Source organism: Bombilactobacillus bombi, from assembly GCF_013607485.1.
Taxonomy (GTDB): domain Bacteria; phylum Bacillota; class Bacilli; order Lactobacillales; family Lactobacillaceae; genus Bombilactobacillus; species Bombilactobacillus bombi_A.
In genome coordinates, this window is record NZ_SCHP01000014.1 from 1 (window position 1) to 18,316 (window position 18,316).

The 18,316-nt window shown below is 36.8% G+C and carries 11 protein-coding genes; all 11 read right to left on the reverse strand.

All coding sequences use genetic code 11. From position 1 onward, the window contains the following. Positions 1-107: 107 nt before the first annotated feature. Complete coding sequence (locus EQ827_RS04475; RefSeq protein ID WP_181189791.1) at positions 108-1,652, reverse strand: ABC-F family ATP-binding cassette domain-containing protein; 1,545 nt, start codon at positions 1,650-1,652, stop codon at positions 108-110. Positions 1,653-1,779: 127 nt separating this feature from the next. After that, a complete protein-coding gene (locus tag EQ827_RS04480; protein WP_181189792.1) occupies positions 1,780-2,922 on the reverse strand; it encodes an LCP family protein in 1,143 nt (380 codons plus the stop codon). Positions 2,923-2,989: 67 nt separating this feature from the next. Continuing rightward, the gene (locus tag EQ827_RS04485) at positions 2,990-3,733 is read right to left on the reverse strand and encodes an aspartate/glutamate racemase family protein (protein ID WP_181189793.1); all 744 of its coding nucleotides are present in this window, start codon (positions 3,731-3,733) and stop codon (positions 2,990-2,992) included. Between the two features lie 9 nt (positions 3,734-3,742). After that, a complete protein-coding gene (locus EQ827_RS04490; protein WP_181189794.1) occupies positions 3,743-5,272 on the reverse strand; it encodes a UDP-N-acetylmuramoyl-L-alanyl-D-glutamate--2,6-diaminopimelate ligase in 1,530 nt (509 codons plus the stop codon). Between the two features lie 2 nt (positions 5,273-5,274). Continuing rightward, positions 5,275-6,345, reverse strand: a complete 1,071-nt coding sequence (locus tag EQ827_RS04495) for a sensor histidine kinase (protein ID WP_181189795.1) — start codon at positions 6,343-6,345, stop codon at positions 5,275-5,277. A 3-nt stretch (positions 6,346-6,348) separates the two neighbouring features. Continuing rightward, positions 6,349-7,029, reverse strand: a complete 681-nt coding sequence (locus EQ827_RS04500) for a response regulator transcription factor (protein ID WP_181189796.1) — start codon at positions 7,027-7,029, stop codon at positions 6,349-6,351. Positions 7,030-7,089: 60 nt separating this feature from the next. Continuing rightward, the gene (locus EQ827_RS04505) at positions 7,090-8,055 is read right to left on the reverse strand and encodes a zinc-ribbon domain-containing protein (RefSeq protein ID WP_181189797.1); all 966 of its coding nucleotides are present in this window, start codon (positions 8,053-8,055) and stop codon (positions 7,090-7,092) included. Positions 8,056-8,230: 175 nt separating this feature from the next. Next, positions 8,231-8,389 (reverse strand): hypothetical protein, encoded by a 159-nt coding sequence (locus tag EQ827_RS04510; RefSeq protein WP_181189798.1) that lies wholly within the window; start codon positions 8,387-8,389, stop codon positions 8,231-8,233. A gap of 22 nt (positions 8,390-8,411) precedes the next feature. Continuing rightward, the gene (locus EQ827_RS04515; protein ID WP_181189799.1) at positions 8,412-8,666 is read right to left on the reverse strand and encodes a hypothetical protein; all 255 of its coding nucleotides are present in this window, start codon (positions 8,664-8,666) and stop codon (positions 8,412-8,414) included. A 139-nt stretch (positions 8,667-8,805) separates the two neighbouring features. Next, on the reverse strand, positions 8,806-13,389 hold the full coding sequence (locus EQ827_RS04520; RefSeq protein WP_181189800.1) for a hypothetical protein: 4,584 nt from the start codon (positions 13,387-13,389) through the stop codon (positions 8,806-8,808). Positions 13,390-13,762: 373 nt separating this feature from the next. Beyond that, entirely contained in the window at positions 13,763-17,953 is a 4,191-nt protein-coding gene (locus tag EQ827_RS04525; RefSeq protein ID WP_181189801.1) for a pectate lyase-like adhesive domain-containing protein, read from the reverse strand. Positions 17,954-18,316: the final 363 nt, after the last annotated feature.

Sequence of the window (18,316 nt, forward strand, 5' to 3'; positions counted from 1 at the left end):
ACAACAGAAAATATCTTACCAAGTTTTACAGCCTATGTCAACACTTTTTCTTTGGTTTTTTTGAACTTTTTGCTTTTGTTTTCTGTAACCTTGTTATTATAGCCTTTCTACCGGTATTTAGTTTCAATATTTAATACCTTATCAACCCATGAAAAATCATAAAATGAATTTTCATGGGTTACTAAGATCACTGATCCGGGATAATTCTTCAAAGCTTGCTGTAAAGAATACTTGCTATCATCATCCAAATGATTAGTGGGCTCATCTAAAATCAACATATTAGCGGGTGTCAACATTAAAGCCGCCAGCTTAACTTTAACTTGCTCGCCTCCTGACAATGATTTAATAGGAGAAGCCGCTTGCTGGGATGTTAAGCCAGTTTGAGCCAAAATTTGTCGCAGTTTACGTTGACCAAGATCTGAAAATTGTTGCTGCAAAATATCTAAAGGAACCATTAAAGGCTGTGACCAAATTAAATCCTGCTGATAATAGCCAATTTTTACCGTCGGAGCTAATTGAACATCCCCCAAAATTGGCGGTATTAAACCTAAAATGGTTTTGATTAAAGTTGTTTTACCAATTCCATTAAAGCCGGTAATGACTAGCTTTTCTCCCATGGTTAAGGAAAAGTTCAGTTCCTGCTGTAATAATGGCTGCTGGTAACCGATACGTAAATTATTAGTTTCTAAAATAATTTGACTGTTGCTGGTGATATATGGAAAAGAAAAATTGGGTTTAATTCGGTTAGCTGGTGGTGCTAAAACTGTCATCTTGGCCAATTGTTTTTCACGGCTTTTGGCACTTTTAGAACGAGATCCAGCCTTATTTTTTTGAATATAGGCCTGTGTTTTGGTAATTTTCTTTTGTTGAGCCGCATAAGTTTTTAAATAAGTGCGCCGATTAGCCGCCTTTTGCCTTAAGGCCTGTTTTAAACTGCCACTGTAGCGCGTAAGCTGTCCCAATTCTAGATCGTATACTACATTAACAATTCGTTTTAAAAAAGAAAAATCATGGGAAATAACCACAAAAGCACCTGCAAAATTCTGCAGATATTCTGCCAGCCAGTCAATATGTTGCGTATCTAAATAATTAGTTGGTTCATCTAATAATAAAATATCCGGCGTTTGTAAAAGCAACTTAGCTAAAATCAACTTCGAACGTTGTCCACCGCTTAAAGTTGTCACCTGCCGCTGGTAGCCGAGGGCATCTAATCCTAGACCTGTTGCCACTTGTTCAACTTTAGTATCAATATCATAATAACCCTTTTGCTCTAATAACATTTGGATATCGCCAGCACGCTGCAGCAATTGGGGATCAGTTTTTTGTGACATTTGTTGGTAAAGTTGTGCTAATACTTGTGCTTGTTGCAGTAATGGGGCAAAGGCGCTCCGCAAAAAATCACGAATTGTTTGGCCGGGTTTTAAACTGGCATATTGATCTAAATAGCCGATTTTAACTTTTTTCTTCCAGGTAATCGTACCAGCATCCGGAATAGTCTGCTGCGTCAAAATATTAATTAATGTACTTTTACCGGCTCCATTTTGACCAATTAAGCCAACATGTTCGTGTTCATTCACTTGAAAATTAGTATCTGCATACAAAACTTTATCTAAATAAGCATGCTGCAGATGTTCTACTTTGACAATACTCAAAATTGACCCCCTTCTAGAATATAAATAGGCAAGATTTCTAGTTTATAAGTGTTCCTAAAATATTAAAAAAGGGACTAGGATAATCATTTGGTCCCAGTCCCCTCACAATTATTAATTTAATTAATGGTTAATTTTCTGAATTTGAATCGTCAATGACATAATCACTGCGAATATTATTGCCATAAATTATATAGTTCTGATCGGTTTTCAAATCAAAATTAAAGCCATTATTTTCCTCATTGAGGCGATTTAATTTAACTTCTTCATTATCTAAGGTAGTTGCCGATTTGCCAACGCTACGGCGCAATTTATTCGATACCCGCTGTAACTCATCTGTAGGCGCAATCTCATAAGAAATGCCATCAATAGTAGCACTATGGCCTTGAAGATGATCTGATTTCATATCTTTAGCCACATCACGATAAGACTGCATTAAGGTAGTAATATCACTAAAAGATAAGTCCGTACTCATTGAGCCAGAAATACTATCCAACAACTTTTGCATATTCGGCAAAGCACTCAAAGATAAGGCCTTTTTAACAATGGCCATAATAACTTGGCGTTGCCGCTTTTGCCGACCATAATCACCTTCGGGATCTTCATAACGCATACGGGCATAAGATAAACTTTGTTTACCGGTAATTACCTGCTTCCCCTCTTTAAAGCTGCTACCATCATAGCTAAAAGCTAACGGTGAATCGACTGTAATACCGTCAACTGCATCCACAATCTTAGGCAAGGAATGAAAATCCATTGTAATATAGTGATCGATTTTAATATTCAATAATTCTTGCACAGTTTTAATTGCTGCAGCTGATTCGCCTAAATTATAGGCTGAATTAATCTTTTGAATTATCCGCTTTTTACCATGAATTCCATAAATTTCTGCCAAAGTATCCCGCGGAATACTCATGAGGACAGTTTTTTTGGTTTTAGGATTAATAGTGGCGACAATCATTGTATCAGAATTACCCCGATCAGTCCGTCCTTCGTCACCCGTATCGACTCCTAATAGTAAAATTGTCACCGGCTTGCGTTGGGCAATAGCCTGGGAGATATGACTTTTATCATTAGGATGATAAGCATTACCTAAAGCATTACTTGCTTGTGAATAAATTCGAAAACCATAGGCACCAATGATAATAATTGCCATTACTGCTACTAATAAAACGGTTTTTAAAATAGTATAGCCATAATTTTGGTGTTCATTGCGTAAATAAATTCGTTGATTACGATGCAAAGGTGTTTTCTTTGGCTCTTGCTTGTCCATTATTCAACCTCAATATCTTCTTAATGAATTTTTGCGCCCATATCCCCCAAAATAGGCCAATTCACTATTATTGTACAAGACCATGATTAATCGTCAAGTTTTTGCCAGCACGAACTTTCAGAGCTAATTCCAAACTCTTGTCAACGATGATGCTTTGTGCATCAATTACACAGTATTCTTGGTGACCTGCCTTTTCTTCGGCCAAGGATAGTTCTGTGCAGCCCAAAACAATAGCTTCTGCGCCAAAATCTGTTTGCATGCGCTGCAAAATCTGCTGATAACGTTGCGCGTTCACCTGACCTTTTATTTTGATGTCATCATAAATTAAGCGCATTACCTCATCTTGAAGGGCCTGATCCCCCAGGGTGTAGTCATAACCTTGAGCCCGTAATTCCTGTTCATAAATACCATCAGCTAAAGTCCCTTGCGTCGCAATTAATCCGACACGCTGAATTTGTGGATAGTGGGTCTTTAAATGGGTAATAGCTATGCGGGGCATATGCAAAAGCGGAACAGAAGTTGCTTTTTGTAACTCATCATAAAAATAATGCGCCGTATTACAAATAATCACCATAAAAGCTGGTTTTAAAAGGCTTTGTTGTTGAATATCTTCCAATAAGTCTGGATAAAAGCTTGGCTGCTGATGATCCAAAATATAATTAGTTCGATCAGGAACAGTGGCATGATTAACCAGTATATAGTTTAAAAAATCTTGGTCTTTAGTGGCCGGGGTCCGCTGATTCAATAAGCGGATATAACTTTCAGTCGCTGCTGTTCCCATGCCGCCAATGACTGTAAAGAAATCTCGCATTCTTTTCTCCTACTCTAATTGACTAATAACTTTTTGAGCCACATTAAAATCATTTGGATAAGGTGTATCTAGTCCGCGGATTTTTTGATAAGCATCTTCGCCCTTTCCAGCTAAAACCACTACATCCCCAGGATGACTTTGAGTTATGGCTGCTTGAATGGCTCTTTGCCGATCTAAAATAATCTGTACCTGCACCTGCTTGTGGTTAATATAACTGTCAATTTCTTCAGCAATTTTTTGTGGGTCTTCAAACCCTGGATCATCAGTAGTTAAATAGGCATAATCGGCGTACTCACTTAATACCTTTCCAAAACCTTCGCGGCGGGAAACGCCTTTATTGCCAGTACTGCCAACCACCACAAACATTTTGGAATGAGGATTTTGCCGCTGCAAAAAACTTAATAAAGCTTTCATGCTGCCATAATTATGCGCATAATCAACATAGACAGTGCCATGATGTTGAGTTTTCAGCGTTTCCATGCGGCCTGGTATATGCACATTAGTAATGGCCGTTTGTGCTAACTGATAAGGCACGCCCGCCAGTCCTGCACCAATAATAGCTGCTACAGCATTGGTTTCGTTAAAGTCTCCGGCCAAACTCAATTCATAATTACCCGTAACATTCATCTCTTTCGCTTTATCCGAAATACCCTGCAATTGAAATTCACTTTGTGCTAAAGTAGCTTGTTGACTTTGATAAATAAAATCAATATTTTGTCCTGGAGTACCTTGGCGCGCAAATAAATAAATATTTTCTGGCTGGGTAGTTGCTTTGGCAGCTTGATAAATCTCATCAAAATGGTCACTATTAGCGTTTAAGACGCAGATTTTAGAATTGACTAATAATTGCAGTTTGCAATGTAGATAATTGGCAAAATTAGGATGTTCATTAGGACCAATGTGGTCTGGAGTGATATTTAAAAAGAACCCCACATCATAATGTAGCCCATAAACACGGTTACGCAAATAGGCTTGTGAAGAAACTTCCATCACCAAGTGGGTCATCTTATTATCTACCGCTTGACGCATCTCTTTAAACAAGTCCAGAGATTCTGGAGTAGTTAAACTAGACTTAAAACGCTGTTGCGGCTGGGGACCAACAATCCGGTCAATCGTGGAAAACAAAGCCGTCTTCTTATTAGTATAGGCCTGCAAAATTCCCCGTGTAAAATACGCAGAAGTCGTCTTACCCTTGGTTCCAGTAAACGCAATAATAAATAAATCATTTTGAGGGTAATCATAAAAGGCTGCTCCTAAAAGAGCCATAGCCTTCTGCACGTCATTGACAATTAAGGCGTTCATCCCTTTAATATCCGGATATTCTTGTTGAGATACATAAGTAGATGCGCCATTTTGCTGTGCCTGACGTAGATATTCTTCTTTAAAATGGGTTCCCTTGCAAAAGAACATACCATCTTTTTGTGCTTGACGCGAGTCATAGGTAACATTCGTAATCTCATTATCAAAAACAATATCTGCCTTTGTCAATAAATGATGTTCTTTGAGTAATAAAATACAACCATTTAAAATTAATGACATGCTTATTCTCCTTTATCGCCAGAAAGATTCTTCGGTAAAATAATATCAAAAGCTGTCTGTTGTTGATTACTATGCACACTCAACCGCCCACCGTGCATCCTAACCAAACTTTGTGCAATAGCTAAACCTAATCCAGTGCCCTTGTGAGCTGGTGAGCGCGAATGATCACTACGGTAAAAGCGTTCAAAAATATGATTGAGAGCTTCAGGAGCAATAGTTTGCCCATCGTTAGCAACTTGCAACCAAACTTCACTCTGATGGTCTTGCGCACGCAGCCAAATATGCTGAGCTCCTTGACCATATTGTAAAGCATTAGTAATTAAATTATTAAATACCCGTCCCAATTTTTGTGTATCGGCTCTCATAGGCAAAGAATGATGGGGACTATCTACAATAATCTCCACATGGGCTTGTTGCGCTTGTAATTCAAATTCCGCGGCTAATTGTTCCAACATTTGAATCATATCAAACCGTTGATAATCTAATTGGGTACTAGCAGTATTTGCTCGCATATATTCAAACAAATCATTAACCAATGATTGCAACTGACGGGACTTTTGATACGCAATATGCACATATTTACGCATATCAGCAACCGAAGTTTGCGAATTTTGCTCAATCAACCCCAAAAATCCTAAAATTGAAGTCAAGGGTGTCCGTAAATCATGACTGACATTAGTAATTAATTCGTCTTTGCTCAATTCACTTTCTTGTTGCTGTTTAATAGCTGTGTGCATGGTTTTCGTAATTAAAAGCAATTGCTTAACAACTTCTTGCAGGTACAAATTATGAACCTGAAGTTGTTCTAAATCCCTAGCATGAGTAGGTGATAGATTTCGAAACTGTGCTAATACTAACATTAATTCATCTTGAAAATAACGTTGATAACCCAAGATGAGACTGATAATTAAATCTAAGAAAATCAAAACCAGTCCAACTGCACCTTGTAAGGGCTGGGACATCCATAAATAAAAAATTCCAGCCTCAATGATCGTCAACAAAAAAAAGCTGCCGCCGCTTATGAGAAAAATATGCCCCCATTGACGAGTTGTCAGCCGGATCTTGCCTACCATAAATTAAGCCTCCACCTTATAACCAACACCCCAGACGGTTTCGATTACCTTTTCTCCATTAGTTGCTTCTTCGAGCTTATCACGTAAATGGCTCACATGAACCATGACTGTCTTGGCAGAAATCACGCTTTCTTGCTTCCAAACGCGCTCAAAAATTTCATCAGCAGAAAAAACACAGTTAGGATGACTCGCCAGCAAGTATAAAATACCAAATTCTAAAGCAGTTAATTGCACATTTTCTCCGCTTTGCGTTAACACTTCATGGGAACTTTTATTAATAGTAATCGGCCCTACCGTTAGCTTATTGGGTAAATTATCGGCTACATGAGCCCGTCGTAATAATGATTTAATCCGAGCCATTACTTCTAAAGGATTAAATGGCTTTACAACATAATCATCTGCTCCCGAAATCAAGCCTTTAATTTTGTCGATATCGCTAGTCTTAGCAGAAACAATAATAATAGGAATTTGCGAAGTAGTGCGAACTTTTTGCAGAACATCAATTCCAGAAATATCCGGCATCATAATATCCAAAATCATCAAATCAATATCGCGATGCTGTTCCAGCTCTTCTAAAGCAGCCCTTCCTGAAGTGGCAGCAATCGGCTCATAGCCTTCATTTCTGATATAAATACTGAGTAATTCTACAATGTCATAGTCATCGTCCACTACTAAAATCTTCATAGCCTTCTCCCCCAAAACCTAATTGCCTTCATTATACTAAAATGCTCTGGGAAAAACCATTTAATCCCGGAATCGATAACGGTTAATCAGCGCCAAAATCAGCATTAAAATCACGCATAAAACAGCTGCATAACCACTACTGCCGAGGGCAAACGGTGGCAATTGGACGTAACGTGAGCCCCAATCTAATCCAATCTTTAAAATTGCTAAACCACCTAGATCAATCACTGCACTCAAAAGTGCACCTTTAAGTGCCAACTTACGCCCTAAATTCCGCGGCATTAAAGCACCTAGCAGTACCAAAAGTGGCCCCAAAGCAAATAGCCAAGAACCTAAAGCGGGATTAATTTGCAGATGATAATTAAAATTCAGATACATCAAAGCTTGCCGACTCATTTGCGCTAATGAAGGTATAGTAGGACTATTCCAGCCAATAGCTGTACCTAATAAATTGTTCGCAAAAAATCCCGGCCAATATGAGGTACTCCAAGTAATAATCGCCAAAATAACTAATCCCCACGAGCGGCGCGACTTATGTTGGGCCAAGGCGACAGGCCTAGTTTGCACTGAGGGCCGCTGCAAAACCTTGGGCCTAACCGCTTGGGTATAAGTAGAGTGCACGGCCACCTTAGTCGTAGGCTGCTCCTCAACTCTTTTAAAGAGGCCCTTTAATTTGGTATCAACAGCTGTCGCATGCCGATTAGCGAAAACATATCCCCAAATTAACATTCCCACAGCTACAATTAAGCTGATAATTTTCCCCACATAGATATAAGTCAAAATGATAAAGACAATTACTAAAATGGTTGTAATTAAATTGTTTTTCAGCCACAGTAAATACTGCAAAATAGAATTATGCGGCGGCCGCTGAGCGTGCGCTTGGGTTCGCGATAAGTGGTGAGATTGAACTTTAATAGTATCCTCGCTCACATGGGAAGATTTTTGGGATGATAAATGATAACCACACTGCGGACAAACCTTATAATCAGCCGCTAACTTAAATCCACATTTAGGACAATACCTCATCGCTGAATTCTCCTTTGACAACAAATACAATCTTGAAGAAACTAAAGTATACCTTAAATAATTATAAATATCTAAGATAATAGTAGCCTAAAACTATGAATTTTTTATGATAATCTGCTCGCAATATTAAAAAAGGAGCGCTCAATACGCTCCTTAAAAAATTTATCTGTCATCCTTAATTGCGGTTACTCCATAAGTAAAAAATCGTTGTTAATGCTAAGCCGGCATTACTAATAATCAGGGCTAATGATTGTTGTTTAACCACCCAACAAATTAATGAAGCAACTAAACACAAAATTGCCACAGTACCAATTAATAAATTCTTTCTTTCCAATGCCTTTTCCCCCAAAAATTAATTATTTAGTAAATTTCTGTACAAGACGCTGAATTTGATCAAGTTCATGTGGATCATAATGATCATAATATCCGGCCTCCTGCAAAATTCGTTTAACTTCGTGTAGAGCTTTTCTTTGCGCCAGCCATTTCTTCATTTCATGGGTCTGATCGATAGGCTCTTGCAGTTTGTCAATACTAGTTAAATCCTCATCTAATTGCATCATGACATCAGCAATTTGCTGTAAAGGTGATACATCTGATTTGCTTTGGGTCATCTTACTCAACTCCTTTTATTCATTATACAACAATATTCACCCCCTAAAAATTAAGAAACTAGATTCCCCAAATCATCATACCTGTACACTTTAAAAATAGCCTGAGTTGCTTTTCCCAAATTCATTAGAAAAGTAATTACTACGGCCCAAATGTTAAAGTCCAAGTGATATTAGCCGTATGTTTGCCAGGTTGTTTAACCGCCGAATTGGAAGGTATATCTAATATTGGCCCTGACACTTGCTTACCATTTTGATTAAACCATGTTTCCGTGTAATTATTATCCAAATTATTGGTATTAATACCATGTATTACAAGATCTTGCAAAATCTGTGCTGGCCCCGGCCCGAAATCATAAGTCTTATTAGCCGTCTTATATTTCAAATACTTATTAAAGAAATCCGGGTCATTGTTTTTATCGTTTGTTGAAGCTATTTCAGCAATCAAGCTGAATTTGGCATCATTATTAGGATTATTGGGATTATTATCTTGAATTTTATTAATTATTGACAAACCATCTGCTTCAATACTATGAGATTTGTCAATATTGATTGCACCTTTTGCCGGTACAATCTGTGATTTAAAGACAATTTTTTTAGGAACTCTTAATTCAATCGAACCAATAAAACCATACTTTAATTCGTTAGTAGTACCTAAATCTTGCACGTTATCCAAGTAATCTATCGAAGTAATCGTATCCGCACCGATTGTCACAGGAGCTGTTAGACTGCTATTCTTATGAACATTAATTTTACGAGTAATTACAAACTTAATTCCGGGCTTAAAATTGCCCCGTCCATCGGATAGGTCCCCTGTCCCAGTACCTTGATTGAAGATATCTGGTGTGTAAATTTTATTAGTATTCAATGAATCCACACTGATAGTTCTAGTGTCTTTGTCGCTAATAGCCTGTATCTCAACATCGCCCACTAAATCCCAATTTCCTCCTGAATTATTACCACTATCACTACTTGCATCATGTTTAAAGGTAAAGCTATGAACTGGTTTAGTAGTATCACGCGGAGTAAAAGTAGATACCAATTTATGATAACCACTCAAAATCTTACTTCCATTTGAAATTCCATCTCCATAAGGATTATCAGATACTTTCAACACACTCTTATAGGATGGCAAATCAATAACTTCATAGTGCCACTCAATTGGATCAGCGGTGTTTATTGCTTGTTGATTAGTAGGAGAAGAATAGTCATTTGCCGAGATCTTCAAGGTATGTTTTCCCACAGTTTTAGTTGCTCCAGTTATCTGCCAAGAAGTATCTGTTATTAACTTATTATAGCCGTCATCGGGAATCTTCAAGTCCCCATCAGTTGTAATTATCTTATTCTTATCATCAGGATCAACAACACCACTCACATGAACATATTTAGCATCAGTATCTCCTTCTTGATAATTGACGGGAACTGAAATTGGTTCACCCAAAAGATAGGAATGGCTTTTAGCAGGTTGCAAAGCTAAGTTAACTACCCTTAATTCTTGCGTTGGACTGGCTTGAAAGTTTGTTACAGAATTCAACAAAATTGTATCAGTCGACTTTAGATGAATTTTACTGTTAGGATGCTGCATATTATAGTCATCAATAAGATCACGAATCTTCAAGGAAAAAATATCGCTATCATCAGCAGCTGTAGATTGACCCCATTGTAAATAAGTGTCTTTAACATACTTTGGAGCGGCTACTTGGGATTCAGATGTTTTATTGTTTTTAATGATATCCCGCGGATTGATACTATTACTATTAGCCGTAGTCACAGCTGACCCAATCATTATTCCCCCATTAGTGAGAATGTTATCATTAATTGAAGGCTTGTGCTTTAAAGTTTTTGTCTCTGAAGTATCCGTTAGAAAATCCAACTCGTCATTATTATTGATCATCAATTGACTTGGTGTTACTTTATTAGTCACGATTTTACTATTAGCATCTATTGCCGGTAGAGGAAATAGAGTTACTTCTGGATAATTTTTCATAACGACCGCATCAGAAGCCAGGTTATTTGTAACTGTCCCTAAATCGGTATAATCATAGTCTTTAGGATTAGTAGAATTAGCCTTTGTTGAATCCTTAGGATGTCTAATCTGAACACGAACATATGGAGTTTCAGGTAAAAATGGTGTGACCTTTTTATTCTTAAGTCCTTCATCTGCCGATGAGGTTTTGGACCAAGAATTATTATTTACAAAACCATTTAAAATATTATCATCAGGATAGAAGTTAGTTTTTTTCATAACATTGTTTTGCGCATCTTGAACAACATTGCCATTACTATCTAAAAGCGGGATATCTAAGCCAGGACCTGGTAAATCCGACAATTCAATATGTCTAAACTCCTTACCTAACATCTGTAACATTGCATTTCTCAAGGGCTGCAATGACTCTTCATCAGGAGCTTGAATATCTGCCCTGCCTATTACATATAGCATGGGAGCCAAAAGATTATGATAAAACGGCAACGTTAAATGCTGTACCCGAACAGGTCCTATAGGACCTTTGGCAGCATCATAATTTTGACCCACACTAGTAGGTGCTTGATCTTTATAATGCTCATCAAAAGTGGGCCTAGGTGTAGATGAAACGCCCACATTTTCTCCATTAGTTTTAATATAATTACCATCTTTATCTCTCAAGCTGGAATCATTAATTTTGCTATTGTCACCATAAGCGACAACTTTAGTATTGTATACCTCGACATTCCCACCAGAACCAGTAGCTAATAATACATTAGATGGGTTGTCTAGAGCTTCCTTAGGTATCTTATCACCAACTTGCTTAGCCAGATTATTCCAGATGTCCTTGTTAATAACACTCTGAATTGTATTCAAGGTTGTTTGACTGCCGCCTGTTCTAACGTAGACTAAGGCACTATTAGGACACTGATCATTAACCAGATCTAAAGTCACATTATCTGGATTCTTGATTTTGATATTCATCTGCCCAGCAGAATACAGCAAATTGATAGGTTCAATCTCACTATTATTAGTGTCCGCTACTGAAATATTAAAGCTACCACCCGTCCTTACATTAATATTCATACCACTACCAACACTCATTAAACCGCCTGAACCACCAGCGTTACTATATTTACCTAAATTTTTAGCTTTAATACTAAATGAACCATGTGACAAATTAGCAGTTCCACCAGCCATATCAACTAACGGATAATTGTTATAAATTTGACCATCACTAACAATATTAATTTCCGGTGAGTATGTTTCATTAGGTACTCTAATATACTCTAAATTAGATTGTGGATCTGCCATTTTAAAAGCGCCCGCTGGTTTTTCTTTAAATAACGTTCGTCTATCTTCCTCAGGCTTGATGTGTTGGCTTATATCATATTTACCATCAGCACCAATAGGGTCATTCCCATCTTCACCATCACAATAAATATTGAGTTTAGCACTACCATACAATTTTAAGTTAGCGTGCTCATTTGAGGCATCAGACGTGAAAAAAATCCCATAATTCATGTTGCTATAATTTTCTCCGCTCCACCCATGAGGATGTATATTGACATTTGCGCCATCTCTTAATTGAACGGAGCCGGTCATTTCTAATCCATTACTGTTGTATGTAGAACCCATAAAATTACAGTCCTTTTCAAAGATCATTTGATCTTCTTGAAAAATCTGCTGTGTACCATTTGATTCGGTTAGCCAAATCCATTCTGGATGAACCGGATCTCGATAGCTTCGTACAGAACTAGATACCACATTACCAGCAATAGTGGATCCAGATGTACCCCTTTGAGTCCAAGAAAGTTGGGATCCAATATATCTGATATTGCGATAGGTAATCCAAGTATAACCACCATCTAGTCCTTGTTTAGCTCTGTCAACTTTAGTCTTATCATATTCAGGATCATCAGGTTTTAAATGAGCTGTAATATAATTAGTAGCTTTTCCAGTATTGCAGCTCACCATACCCCAATATGTAGTACCATAAATACACTTAATATTTTCAATTGTCCAATCTTCTTTATATTCAGTACCACTTTGGCCTCTTAAAGCCAAATTATTATAACCCATATTAACCCAATACTGTTTTTGACCGTCAATATCAAGTTGATCATGGCGCATATGAACATCCTCATAATCACCATAACCAGCAGTTACATTACCATTATTATCAATAGAATTATTACCATCACTAGTATTTGTTGTGCCAGGATTATAAACATCAACTCCATAGCTACGAGCTGTAACTCCATCCACATCATTCATGTTAATATTTTTTTCAAGAATTATTTTATGGATTTTAGACACTCCAGAAGGATAAGTAACATTGAACTGGTATCTTAAGCTACTATTTTTTTTCCAACCATCTGGATCATTTGAATTCATAGGCCAACTTGGATTAGCCGGATCGTAGATTGCTTCCAAAAATCCTTTGACAGTATTAACTTCGGCAACATAACCACCATCACCGTCATCGTACAACTCCAAATCATTATCTGAAGAAGCGTAAGGATTACCATTAGGGTAATTGCCTGGTCCTAAAAGGTTTGTACCACTCGGCATAACTCGAGGCATGAACTTATTTTGGCTTAGAGACTGAGCTTGTAGCCCTGGCACCTGGGTAATTACTAAAGGATCAACGGTCGAGGCTTTAAGGACAGTATCTGCTTTGACAACGCTGACAACCATCAACAAATTGAAAAATATTATTTCAAAAATTGTTATTGAAAAAGATCGCTTTTTTGTATTCATTTAAACACCCTATTTTTGCTTTTTTATATGTAATCATCCTTAATACACTATAAGTATAGTATTTTTCAAACATTTTTCAAATTAAAAATTCACTTTTTGAGTACAAAATATCGCAAATATTACATACATAAAATAAGCAGGTGCTTAACTGCTAAAAAACGGCTTATTAAAAATAATAATTTTACAAAAATTAAACTGAAGTAAATTACTAAACTATTTATTTCTTAAAAAACATCGAGACAAAATTACTTAAAACCACAAAAAAAGACAAAAACCACAATTCAAGAGAAAATAGTTTTTGTCTTTGCCAAAAGTTTAAACATCTAGAAAATGATCGATATTAACTTAATCTTATTTACCAAATTAAAATATTTCAAGGTCCAAAAGTCAAGGTCCAGGTGATTTGAGCATTATTTTTACCAAAAGTTCTAGTTGGATTAGCAGGCGGTATTTCAATAAATGGACCTGCATGCTGTTTACCAGCGGTATCAAACCAATTATTAGAAACATCTTCCACAGAGCCACTATTAATCATCTTATTTGCTAACACCGAAAAATCAGAAGTAAAGTTTTGGCTATTACTACTTTTTGTAGCTTTATATTTAAAGTAATTAGAAAAGACATTATCCAAGCTAGATACTGGTTTGATAGGCGCAATAATGGCAGATAAATTTACTTTCTGATTATCAATGGTATTATTTTTAATGCTTAATGCACCTGTCATCGTTTGGATGAAGATATTTCCAGCAGCCGGAACCGGTCTAGATTGATACTTAATAGTTCCGGGAACATTTAAAATTAAAGAGCCAGAAATATTGTAATCTAAAGAATTGCTCATGCCTAATTTTTGTGAATCATTAACAGCTGATATTGAGGTAATAATATCAGGATTAATATGCACCGCTACCGGTAAAGACGCTGGATCTTTGGTTGTATCGTCACCTATTTGGCCCTGCCGTTCAACAATAAAAGTAGTCCCAGCTGGAATATTAGAACCAGTAGGAGCAGCAACAGCATTATTATCAGCGTCTTTCCAATTCTTAAAGTCGGAAATTTGGTACACTCGACCTTCAGCAAAATCAATCCAGCCCGATTCAATTTTTTTATTGGTAAGCTGGTCAATATGAGAAGCTTTAATCCGCTGACTAGTAGGCTTCCAATATTTATCTTGGGTAGGGTCATGAGTAATCTTAATTGCATGTAACGGTGCTTTTCCTTGAGGTGTAAAAGTAGTTACTAACCGATGTGCACCGTTAAGAATTTTAGAATTAGCACTCACCTTATGACCATCTCCGTAAGGATTATTAGCAATGCTCATATCTCCACTATAAGCCGGTAAATTTAAAACATTATAGGTCCACGTAATGGCTTGGGAGATTAACTTGCCAGTAGCATCTATTTCAGAAGTAGTATTGCCAGCGTCATCTTTACCGGTAAAAGATACAGTGTGTTTGCCAATGGTAGCTGTTTGTCCAGGAATGGCCCAATCATAGTCAGTCATATTCTTAGAATCATGCACAATGTTCGAAATGGTTGTCTGCACAGATGTTGTCTGCACTGAGTTGTCACTTGCAACTGTACCGGTTATTTTGATCTGATCATTACCCTTAGAATTATCGCCATCCTGATACTGGACAGGAACATGAACTATATCTCCTAAAAGAAAATCAGTAGGCTTTTTCTTATCGACTCCCATTATCAAATTAATAATTGGCATATTAGAAATCACTGAAGATTGAAAATTAGTTACCACACTAGTCTTGATAACATCGGATGAATTTAAATTAATTCGTTGAGCGGCTGGAAGATTACTGTTGTATTTGTCAAGCAGTTTATTAAGGTTAAACTGAAAGTCGTAACCTTCAGTTTGCGATGTCCAAGTGACATCATTAGCCTCTAAATACTTGGGATTATTTTTAGAATCTGTAATTGGCTTACCTAAATTTTTAGCGGTATTAACGTCTAAATTACCATCGTTATCTTCCAATAAATTAGGTGTCACTGGATAAACTTTAACATCATTAGGATCTGCATTAGCTTTTTGGTTAGCAGCTTTATCGTTGATCTTTGTTCCTAAATCAACAACTGTCCCATCCTTGCGCTGAACTTGGACTCTGATTAAGGGTGGGTCAGGTTGGAAAATAGGATCATTAGGATCCTCATTTTCTGGCATTTGCCAAGTCTTGCCGCCTATGTGACCACTAATCATACGATCATTCGTTGGATAAATAGCTTGCGGCAATCCTGATATAGATGGTCCAGGTAAATCAGCTAATCTAATGTAACTAAACTCTTTACCATTCATGTCTATCATAGCTTGCTTTAATTCCTGTAATTCAGGCTTATCAGGTGCTTGAATAATTTTTTTACCATTTAAATACAATGTAGCTGTAATGGCACCCCGCGAAAATGGCAAAACTAATCGTTGCACCCGAACAGGCAAAGGATCAGTAGTTCCCCCAGAAGTATTTGTCGTCTTGGTGTCTCCCATTCCTAAACTGACAATTTTACCGTAGCCAGCTTGACCAATGGGAATACCAGGCTGTCCTATTGGTTTTAATTGTTGTTTATTATCACCCCAGGCACTAATACGTGCATCGTAAACGTTAATATCCGATCCACTTCTAGTTGCATCACCATCATTCACAAAAACTAACGCATTATCAGGGCTTTGGTGCTTACGCATATCTAAGACTACATTTTTCGGATTCATAATGTTAACATTCATCGTACTATCGGCATACAGTAAATGAATTGGTGAATTAGGATCATTTTGATTATCACCAATCACAATACTAAAGTCACCACCAGTTTTAACATTAATCAGCATTCCTTCACCAACTGACATTAAGCCCCCAGTATTACCAGTACTATTAGTATAAGAACCTAATTTATCAGCCACTATGCTAAATTTGCCATGACCAAGATCGGCTTCCCCACCATACATATTTATTAAAGGATAATTATTATAAATTGCTCCTTCACTTTCAATATTAACTTCCGGCGAAGCATTACTGCCAGCCACTTTATGATATTGTAACTTAGCGTCACGGCTTCCCATATAAATACCACCACAAGGTTTTGAAAATACATTATGGTTATCTATGGAAGAATCAATGTCACTATTAGGATCATCAGTATTGCAATGAATATTTAATTGGGCACTGCCATACAAATCAATATGGGGTGTGCCATCACCCATCGAAATGCCATAGGCCATCCCCCCCTTACCATTCTCAGCTGAATAGTCACCATGAGGATACAAATTTACTTTGGAATCATTTCTAAACACTGCGGCACCTGATAATTCTAGGCCATTGCCATCATAAGTGTAACCCCAATAGCGACTATGTTCTGCAAATTCCACTTGGTCAACTTGGAAATTTTGCTGGCTGTCCCCTTCACTTCGCCAAATAAAAGAATTATTAGGTGACTTAAAGGAATATAAAGATTTCGACGTTACCTTACCGGCAATCGTCACCCCTGAAGTACCATTACCAGTCCAAGAAAATTGTGATCCAATATAATTGACATCACGATAAGTAATCCAGCTATAACCTCCGTTTAATCCTTGTTGAGCTAAATTTCTATTATAGTCAGAATCTGCATTATTAGGATCGCCATTATAGCCAGGATCAGTTGGTTGTTTAATTGGTTTAGGATTCTTAGCTTTAATTCTATTAACAGCTTTGCCCGTATTGCAGCTGATAAATCCCCAATAAGTGGTACCGTAAATATTCATATTTTCGATGTTCCAGTCTTCTTTATACGGCTGAGGTCCATTGTAGGTTTTACCGGTATTGATATCTGTATATGTGACATTGTTTGTTTCCGGTCCACTCCAAGAATGTCCAGCTAAAGCAAAGTTATTAAAGCCCATGTTGATGTATTTGTTATTGCCATTAATGGTTAAATAATCATGTCTAATATTAACGTATTTAAAAGATATCTTTAGATCTACTTCATTACCCATTCCTTTATTTGATTTAGGCAAGCGATAATTTAGCTGGAAAGCATTGGCTGTTTGCGGATCCGCTTTAGTTATATCCATATCTGCCTGCAAAACAATAGTATGAATTTGCGATTGCGGAAGATAGGATTTATTACTTACAGCTCCAATTCCTACATCCAAATTTAAATATCCGTTTAAAAATCTCTGTTTCCAGTAAGGTACTTTATTTGGCTGTTTATCAGTTGGATTATTAATATTAAAATCCCAACTTGGACTTGCCGGATCCCAAATAGCTTCCATTAAGCCTTTAATAGTATAAACATATGCCGTATATGAAGTATATTTAGTATTATCGTCTTTTACTAACATTAAATCCTTATTATCATAGGGATTATCAGGATAACTGACACCAGGCTTTAAAAAATCCGCTGCATCAGGCATGGACTTAGGCATAATTTTATTCACTTTTTTTGGTAGCGCTTGCAAATCAGGGATGCTAGTAGTGATAGTTTGGGGATTAGTAATCGCCGCATCCGTACTAGTAACTATAAGTAAACAGGAGAATAGCACACATAAAATCACTATTAAAAAAGAAGCTTTTTTTGATATCATTTAAACACCTTATTTTTAACTTTTTTAACTAGAATCATTACTTATTACTAATTATAGTTGCTTAATATTATTTATCAAACCAAAACTTCACTCAATGAGTTATAAAAATCACAAATATTGTTTAAACAAAATAAATAAAGTCTAAACTATTAAAAAACGCTTTATTTCCAATAGTGATTTTATACTCATTAAAGTCAATTACTGGTGCTATACATAGCCATTTGACTGTCATTCTTATAATATAGCGTTGATAATATCATGTTGAAAATTATAATTAATGAACTAATCTAACTTTTATAGGGAGCCTGTATTTTAGCAATTATGTGGTTGTATTATAAAAAGCCGGGATGAAATCCCGGCTTT

What these genes read in the sequence shown, in the direction of transcription:
- EQ827_RS04480 (WP_181189792.1), bottom strand. Translation starts at nt 2,922, where the DNA reads ATGGACAAGCAAGAGCCAAAGAAAACACCTTTGCATCGTAATCAACGA.
- EQ827_RS04520 (WP_181189800.1), bottom strand. Translation starts at nt 13,389, where the DNA reads ATGAATACAAAAAAGCGATCTTTTTCAATAACAATTTTTGAAATAATA.
- EQ827_RS04495 (WP_181189795.1), bottom strand. Translation starts at nt 6,345, where the DNA reads ATGGTAGGCAAGATCCGGCTGACAACTCGTCAATGGGGGCATATTTTT.
- EQ827_RS04490 (WP_181189794.1), bottom strand. Translation starts at nt 5,272, where the DNA reads ATGTCATTAATTTTAAATGGTTGTATTTTATTACTCAAAGAACATCAT.
- EQ827_RS04505 (WP_181189797.1), bottom strand. Translation starts at nt 8,055, where the DNA reads ATGAGGTATTGTCCTAAATGTGGATTTAAGTTAGCGGCTGATTATAAG.
- EQ827_RS04500 (WP_181189796.1), bottom strand. Translation starts at nt 7,029, where the DNA reads ATGAAGATTTTAGTAGTGGACGATGACTATGACATTGTAGAATTACTC.
- EQ827_RS04485 (WP_181189793.1), bottom strand. Translation starts at nt 3,733, where the DNA reads ATGCGAGATTTCTTTACAGTCATTGGCGGCATGGGAACAGCAGCGACT.
- EQ827_RS04525 (WP_181189801.1), bottom strand. Translation starts at nt 17,953, where the DNA reads ATGATATCAAAAAAAGCTTCTTTTTTAATAGTGATTTTATGTGTGCTA.
- EQ827_RS04515 (WP_181189799.1), bottom strand. Translation starts at nt 8,666, where the DNA reads ATGACCCAAAGCAAATCAGATGTATCACCTTTACAGCAAATTGCTGAT.